Below are 8,431 nucleotides of genomic sequence, written 5' to 3'. Positions count from 1 at the left end.
CTTTATTATAACACAAACAACGGCCTTTTCTATACCTTACCGTGAGAAATCCGGGCTAGATCCTCTATACGAGGATGCGATGGAAACCACTTCGCCCTTGTCGTTGAATATGGGTCCTCCGCTCATTCCTACGGAGATCGGCACCGCGTGATACATCCTGTCGGGTAGGTGGTAGTAGGTCGAGATCGGATATCCGCTTTTTAACTCAAGTGCGGGTCCCGCGGAAACTGTCCATCCGCCGAGGCCCCTCTGCATCCCACCTCCGCCCATCGCCATCAGAAACTCGTTTTTTTCAGGGATTTCATCCGCTATTTTCAAGGGGATGGGGTCAATTTCCCTCTCAAGGCGTAGCAATGCCAGGTCAGTTGCCTTTGTCACTCGCGGGTCAACATATTCTCTCTCCGCTTCTATTCTGTCACCGTCAAAGGTGTGAACAAATCCCCTTTCTACTGGTTTTGGCTCTAAGGTCTGGGAGTCAATGAATGCATGGGCGGCTGTAACGGCATATTTCGGGGCAATAAGCCATGCGCTGCCCACTATGCCACCGTTGACTTCTAGCTCGAATACGGAGCGGCTTACTTTTCTTGCGATATCCTTATGTTTTTCCGTGGGAGATATATTGGCGCCGTAGTTGCGGAAGTTCAAATCACGGCTGAATCTCTTGGGGTAATAATCCTCTCTTCTCTCGCCCGACAGCCTCTGTTGGTTTCTCTGAGAAGTAAGATCGCACACGGGGGGAGGGGTTTGATCCGAACCGCCGCCGCATGAACCGGCCCCCATAGTGCCAAGCAGGATGAGGACGGGGAGAAAGATTCTTAACGATAAGTATTCTTTCAGCGTATGGATGGTGAACGGCATTTTGAAATTCAGATTTTAATTTCTATGTAGGAGTTTTTCTTTATATCCTCAAGCCACGAAGTTATATACTGTTCAACTTTCTCCATGTAAATCTGATGTTTTATGCGGTCTTTATAGCGTGAGATTGAAGATTCCTCTCCTGCTGTTCTCTCAAGAACTTTTATTATGTGGTAACCTTGGGAAGTCCTGACAGGGCCCGCTATGCCGTTTACTTCTGTTTTTTCCACGGCGTTTTCAATCTCGGCAACCAGATCTCCCTTCACGAAATATCCCAGTACTCCGCCCCTTTGCGCCGATGATTCATCCATCGAGTATTCTCTGGCCAGCTGCGCGAAAGATTCCCCGGATTTTGCGAGTTCCAGAACTTCCTGAGCTCTGGAGTCCGCGTTTTCCGCCTCCTGGTTGATCAGTATGTGAGCGATCTTCGTTTGCATTCCGTAAATGGTTTCTTCTTCCCCGTAGTGTTCTTTGCGATGCTCCTCTATTTCCTTATCCGTTACCGCTATGCTTCCCTGTGTGACTGAGTCAAGAAGCCTCCTTGAGAGTATCTGGTATTTCCACTGGCGGTAGAAAAGCTTCTCGGTCATGTTCTGTTTTTTAAGCTCTTGGGCTATGGCTTTTTCGTCAAGGTTAAGGGCCTGCCGCTGACTTTTCACTATTGCCTTTACTTCCTCATCGCTTACCGATATCTTCCTTACCGCCGCCTGCTGATCGAGCAGGATGCGATCCACCATAGCGTCGAGCACTTCTTGAACATCTGCTTGCGCCCCAGGAACCGTGGTTATTTCCCTGATTTCCTTATTGAGTTCGCTGAGCGTTACTATCCTGTCGTTTACTACGGCTACAACTTTCTCGACGACCGCCGCCTGGGCGTGCGGGGAAACAAAAACCGCAAAGAGCGCCACAAGCAAAGTCAACCATGGTTTTTTCATGTTAAATCCCCTCTGTTTTTCTCCACAGCTTTTTCCACCCCACTTATACTATACACAATCCTGCAGCGGTTTTTCCAACTTTCCCACCGCGCCTATCAGCGCTTCATATCTGTGCTGGGGAGGGAGAGAGACGGTCAGCTCCTTCTCCCTTGTGCTGTTTTCTGGGGGAGAGAGGCTCAGGGTAGCGGTATTTTCTCCTATTTCGGCTTTTCTTATGGATTTCTCCGCGAGTGTGATTCTGAGTTCCGCGATGAGAATGAGCTGCCTAAGCGGATCGGGCATCGCCCCGAACCTGTCCTCGATTTCCAGGGCAATTTCTTCCGGTTCGCCGCGTTTTGTCGCCGAAGATATTTTTTTGTAGTAAAAAAGCCTCTCAGAGCCGCTTTCGATGTAGTGATCCGGTATAAAAGCTTCGTCCCGCGTTTTTATTTCCGGTCTGATTTCACGGACTATGCCTCCGTCGCTTCTTTTGCTCTCGATAGTGTCTCTCAGCAACTCAAGATAGAACTCAAGTCCTATGTCCGCTATGTGGCCCGACTGCTTTTCTCCAAAGAGCGTACCTGCTCCTCTTATCTGAAGGTCTGCGGTGGCGAGCTTGAAACCGCTTCCGAGGTCAGTTAGGCGTGAGAGCACTTCAAGCCTTTTTCTTGCCTCCTCGGTGAGTGAGCGTACCGACGGCACGAGAAAATACGCGTACGCTTTTTTATCCGATCTTCCGACACGGCCTTTCAGCTGGTAGAGATCCGCAAGCCCCATCATATGGGCGTTGTTCACTATTATCGTGTTGGCTTTCGGTATGTCGAGTCCGGATTCCACTATCGCGGTTGTTACGAGCAGGTCTATTTCTCCGTCAGTGAACCTTTCTATGGTTCTTGAGAGTTGTGTCTCGTTCATGCGCCCGTGCGTTACCCCTATTCTGAGTTCAGGCATGAGTTTGTGAAGCATATCGGCCTTCTCGAGTATGTCCTGTATCCTGTTGTGTATGAAAAATACCGTGCCGTCTCTTGCGGTCTCCTTTTCCAATGCCTGCTTTACAACTTCGGGACTGAACTGCTGAACGTATACATCCACGGGCTGGCGTCCCTCGGGAGGGGTGTTTATCACGCTTATGTCCCTTACGTCGGCCAGGGAGAGCTGCAGGGTTCTTGGAATGGGGGTTGCCGAGAGAGTAAGCACGTCGACGGCGTTTTTCATCGATCTTATGGATTTTTTATGATTCACCCCGAATTTCTGCTCCTCGTCTATAACGGCGAGACCAAGATTTTTCAGTTTTATTCTTTTTCCGAGAAGCTTGTGTGTTCCGATTACAATATCCACGGAGCCGTCCTCAAGCCCCTTGAGAACATCTTTTTCGCTGTTGCCTGTTGTGAATCGTGAAAGCATCGCGATGCTTACTGGATAGCTTCTGAACCTCAAGCGTGCGGTCCGGTAGTGCTGGCTTGCGAGGAGGGTAGTGGGTGCGATTACCATAACCTGCTTTCCATCAAGGCATGCCTTAAAAGCGGCCCTAAAGGCCACTTCTGTCTTTCCGAATCCCACGTCTCCGCAGATAAGCCTGTCCATGGCCCTGTCGGATTCCATGTCGGACATCACGTCCTCTATTGCCGCCGACTGATCCGGGGTCTCGCTCCAGGCAAATTGCATCTCAAATTCATTGAACATCTGATCCCTGGGTGAAAAAGAAAAGCCCTTTCCCACTTTTCTCTCCGCGCAGAGATCAACAAGCTCGGTAGCCACTTCCTCAACCGCCTTTTTAACCCTGCCTACGGTTTTTTTCCAGTTAGCGCTTCCAAGCTTTTCAATCTTCGGCTCCCTTCCGTCTCCCGTGTATTTCTGAACCAGCGCAAGCTTTTCCACGGGGACGAATATTTTGTCTTTGTCCATGTATTCGCATTCGATAAAATCACCTTGGCGCTTATCAAAGGAAAGCCTTGTTAATCCCCTGAAAATCCCTATTCCGAACTCCTTGTGAACTATGTAGTCACCCACTGCAAGCTGGCTGAAGGAGGTGAGAAACGCGGATGGAACATCACTTCCTCCGAAGCGGGCTTTGGGTGTCCGCGTTTTTTCCAGCAGATTTTTCTCCGTGAGAAAAGCGGTTTTAAAATCGTGAAGAACCGTACTTTCCAAAAGCTCTCCCGTTACGTAAGCTAGGCTCTCGGCGTGTCGGTCCCGCGCAAGTTCGAGAAATTTTTTCCTCCCGGCTTCCGAGGGGAAAAACACAGAAGTCTCATAACCTTTTTCGATGAATTCCCCCGCTGTAGCAAGGAAGCTGCTCAGCGAGGGTTTCGAAAACGATACTTCTTCGGTGTGGAGACTGAGGCTGTTTCTTTCTTGGCTGCCTATGAGGGACTTGCCCATATAGAGAAGCGATGAACGCGCGAGCTTTTCTGCAAGCTCCTGTTCCCTCAGATAAAGCTTTTCAAAAGGCGGGAGTGATTTTTCCAGTTCGCCGAGTGATTTTCTTTTCGTTTCGAATTTTTCCTCAAGCCTTCCAAGCAGCGCGTTTTCATCGAATCCTTCTGGAAGGCTTGCTATGAGACCGTCACCTGGATAGTCGAGAACGCACCCTCGGGAGTTTTGGAAAAAGGGCGTGAACCACTCGATTCCCCTGAAATATGAACCGCTCTCAAGTGCCTTGACAAGCGGCTCCACTTCGCTTGAGGTGAGCCCCTTTTCATTTGCTCTCTCAAGTGCGCTGGCGACAAGAGAGTCTGTGGATTTGTTGCGGTAGATGGAGAATGAGGCAGGGTTGAGCACGGTTTTTTTTGTTTTTCCGACTGAGATCTGTGTTTCGGGAGAGAATTCCCGAAGGGAGTTTATGCGGTCTGAGAAAAACTCCACCCTGACAGGATTTGCAGAACCTGGGGAGAAAAGATCCACTACCGAGCCCCTGATGCTCATATCCCCCCTTTTTTCCGTGAAATCCACTTTTACGTAACCGATTCCAAGGAGTCTCTCCACGAACTCATCCCTGTCGATCTGGGACCCACTCACAACTGTAAAGCTTTCGGCCTCAAGTTCCTGCGACGCGGGCAGCACCTCTGCCAAGGTGGCCTCGTCCGCGCAGAGCACCCTGGTTTCCCTCCATCTAAAAAGAGAGTGGAGTCTTTCTGGTTCGCCTATTTCTTTTTTTTCGAAAAGCGAGCGGCTTTTCTCCATCCCCCTTGAGAGCAATACGGGTATTTCGGTTCCCCTAAAAGCGGAGATGGCGCGGGCGGCTGTTTCACATGTCTCGCGGCGCTCGCGGACATGCAGAACCATTCTGCCCGGAACTTGCGATATAAGAGCCAGGAGAAAGAACTCAGAACTTCCGTAAAGGCCGTTAACTCCTGTAGGTTTTTTCCCCAGGTTTGCGAAAAGCTCCTTGATCAGGGGGTTTTTCAGGTGGGATGAAAGTTCAATCGGGCGATTCTCCCTCGGGTTTCACTCCGCGGCGGTGGATGTTTCTCACAGTTCATCGAGTATGAGAGATCCCATTTCCCCGGTTCCCACCCTCGTTTTTCCTTCCTCGTATATGTCGGATGTGCGGTAGCCTTTGTTAAGTACTGCCTCCACTGCCTTTTCAATGGAAGAGGCGGCCGTGTCCATGTCAAACGAGTAGCGAAGCATCATCGCCATTGAGAGAATGGACGCTATAGGGTTCGCCACACCTTTGCCGGCTATATCCGGCGCGCTTCCGTGAACCGGTTCGTATATTGCTCCCTTTTTTCCCACGCTTGCCGAGGGAAGCATGCCGAGAGAGCCTGTGAGCTGGGCGGCTTCGTCGCTTATTATGTCGCCGAACATGTTTCCGGCGAGTATGACGTCAAAATCCGCGGGCCTTCTTATAAGCTGCATAGCGGCGTTATCGACGTACAGATGTTCAAGCGTGACGTCGGGGAACTCAAAGTCGCCCAGTTCCGTTACCGTATCTCTCCAGAGCACCATTGACTCAAGAACGTTTGATTTGTCTATCGACGTGACCTTGCTTTTTCTTTTCCTCGCGATTTCAAAAGCTGTTCTCGCCACCCTTTTTATCTCAGATGTGCTGTATGTGAGGGTGTTAAAGGCTCTTGTTTCCCCTCCGTCCGTCTTTTCTGTGCCTCTTGGGTGTCCGAAGTATATTCCGCCCGTAAGCTCTCTTACTACCATTATGTCCACTCCTTGCACAACTTCCCTTTTGAGTGTTGACGCGTCGGCAAGTGCCGAGTAGACAACTGCGGGTCTCAGGTTGGCAAAGGCGTCAAGGCGTTTTCTGAGTTCAAGAAGACCTCTTTCGGGTTTAAGATGATGCTCGATATTCTCCCACTTGGGGCCGCCCACGGCTCCGAGAAGCACCGCGTCGCTTTGCCTGGCATTCTCTATAGTTTCCTCCGTTACGGGGACCCCGTGTGCGTCTATGCAGCATCCGCCGAGAAGAGCCGTGTCAAGCGTGAATTCAATTTGGTTTTTCTCGCTTATGGCCTTAAGTACGGACAGGCTCACTTCGGTTACTTCAGTTCCAATTCCATCACCTGGGATCACTAGGACTTTAGGCAATTTTCGTTCTCCTTTTCGTAAATTTATATATTACTGTATTGCTGGCACTGTTGTCCCAACGGTTCCGGAAAAACTCTGCTCCACATGGTACCTATGTCTGCTGATCAAACAAGATGAAGTGCACCTTAACTTTATCTGAAGGGTTCTGTTTTGAAAGGGTATATCTGCGACGCAATAAGCTTCCCACAAGCCCCATGCTCAGGCCGGGTGAGGAATGTCTTTATGCCCAGATGGTCTTCTGTTTATTCGGGACAGTAATAATCATCTTCTTCCACAAACCTTCTTATGATTTCGGCATTAGGTCCCCGTGAGACAACCTTTTCCGCATAAACCGGAAAACGGGTGCGGATTACAAGCGGCCCAGGTTCAATCGATTCTCCTTCTTCCGGTAATCTTCCCAAGTCCTCTGAAACTAGGGAAACTACTTTGCGGTTTATGTCTACGATTGGACCGCCGCTCATGCCGCCGACAGTTAAGTCGTCGAAAAATTCGGATCTGTATGTTTCTGTCTGCCTGTAAACGATTCCGATCCCCTGCAAGGGGCCTACGCTTCTGTATGCCGCGCCGGAACCGATAGCAACAAGCGGGTCTCCGCAATTAAGAGAAGAGGAATCGGCTATCCCGAGCTTTGGATATTCTGAAAATGCGTCTTGTTCATCCATTTTTATAACCGCAATGTCGCATTTCCTGCCTCGATTTTCATGTGTTTTAGAAACCTTTCCCGTATAGTCACTCCTGCGGCCTTCGCTATCAATTGTGCTAATGTCCACTTTGTCACCTTTTCTGGTGGCCACGTGTCCTACAGTGACGACAGTATTGTCGTCGTATATAAATCCCGAGCCACGCGACCCTCCTGCGGTACGGACGATAACAGTGGCTTCACGTGCCTCTTTGTATACGTCCTGCATAAGCTCGAACTGATCAATCGGAAACGGACTGTAGTTGTCGCCGAACTCATGACCGGTCGGCCATATGTTGTCATTCCTGTAATCACCGGCGTTACGAGGTCTTTCATCATTCGGAATCCACTTTTCATAAAGTTCCTTAAGCTCATCGATGTTCGGTCCCAAGGAGAAGTAATGCGGGTCCGATTGATGAAAAGCGTAGATCCAGAGACGCTCAGGCGGCGAGTTGAAAATCTCAGACGGCATGACACCAAATCCGTTCCTGATTGTATCTCCGTTTAATCGTCCCGTGGATACGATGGAAACCACTTCTCCCTTGTCGTTGAATACAGGTCCTCCGCTCATTCCTCGGGAGACTGGCGCCGCGTGATACATCCTGTCGGGGCGTGAGATCGGATATCCGCTTTTCAACTCAAGTGCCGGTCCCGCGGAAACTGTCCATCCGCCGAGGCCCCTCTGCCTGCCACCTCCGCCCATAGCCATCAGAAATTCGTTTCTTAAGGGTCTTCTGTCCGCTATTTTCATGGGAACGGCGTCAATTTCCTCTTCAAGGCGGAGTAAGGCCAGATCAGTTCCCGCAGTCCTTCCCGGGTCAATGTAGACGACTTTTTCCGCTTTTACTCTATTGCCTTCAAAGGTGTGGATAAACACCTGTTCTCCTCCTCTAAAAGAGTGCGCAGATGTAACCACGTATCTGGGGGCTATAAGCCATCCGGTGCCCATTCCAAGAAGTCTTGAGTCTTTTCTGAATTCCATATCGAATACGGAGCGGCTTACTTTTCTTGCGATATCCTCATGCTTTTCCGTGGGGGATATGTCGGCACCGTAGTTGCGGAAGTTCAAATCACGGCTGAATCTCTCGGGATAATAATTATCTCTTTTGTATCCCGTATCCTTCTGTTCGTTTCTCAGGGAATCAAGATCGCATATATCTTCGTGGAGAGGGATATAGTCCGGGGGGCCGCCACCGCCACAACCGGCGGTCCCCATAGCTCCAAGCGCAAGGAGGGCGGAGATAAAGATCCTTAACGATATTTCCCCTGTAAGGTGCATTGGTCGCTTATCTCTTTTAAGCTATGGCTTTTTCGTCAAGATTAAGTGGCTGCCACCGGCTTTTCACTGTTAGCATTACATCTATTGCTTACCTGTATTTTCCCTAGCCCGGATTTCTCACGGTAAGGTATAGAAAAGGCCGTTGTTTGTGTTATAATAAAG

Annotated in this window: 5 protein-coding genes; all 5 read right to left on the bottom strand. The window is 49.9% G+C overall.

Annotated elements, in window-relative coordinates:
- Positions 1-36: 36 nt before the first annotated feature.
- Positions 37-858 (bottom strand): serine protease, encoded by an 822-nt coding sequence (locus tag OXG75_08375; protein ID MCY3625984.1) that lies wholly within the window; start codon positions 856-858, stop codon positions 37-39.
- An 8-nt stretch (positions 859-866) separates the two neighbouring features.
- The gene (locus OXG75_08370; GenBank protein MCY3625983.1) at positions 867-1,790 is read right to left on the bottom strand and encodes a peptidylprolyl isomerase; all 924 of its coding nucleotides are present in this window, start codon (positions 1,788-1,790) and stop codon (positions 867-869) included.
- A gap of 48 nt (positions 1,791-1,838) precedes the next feature.
- A complete protein-coding gene (gene mfd / locus OXG75_08365; protein MCY3625982.1) occupies positions 1,839-5,054 on the bottom strand; it encodes a transcription-repair coupling factor in 3,216 nt (1,071 codons plus the stop codon).
- Between the two features lie 186 nt (positions 5,055-5,240).
- The gene (gene leuB, locus OXG75_08360; GenBank protein MCY3625981.1) at positions 5,241-6,311 is read right to left on the bottom strand and encodes a 3-isopropylmalate dehydrogenase; all 1,071 of its coding nucleotides are present in this window, start codon (positions 6,309-6,311) and stop codon (positions 5,241-5,243) included.
- Positions 6,312-6,553: 242 nt separating this feature from the next.
- Complete coding sequence (locus OXG75_08355; protein ID MCY3625980.1) at positions 6,554-8,269, bottom strand: serine protease; 1,716 nt, start codon at positions 8,267-8,269, stop codon at positions 6,554-6,556.
- Positions 8,270-8,431: the final 162 nt, after the last annotated feature.

The sequence above is a fragment of the Candidatus Dadabacteria bacterium genome, from assembly GCA_026705445.1.
Lineage (GTDB): Bacteria > Desulfobacterota_D > UBA1144 > Nemesobacterales > Nemesobacteraceae > Nemesobacter.
Note: the sequence above shows the minus strand (reverse complement) of the source record. Positions and strands in the feature narration are given on the sequence as shown.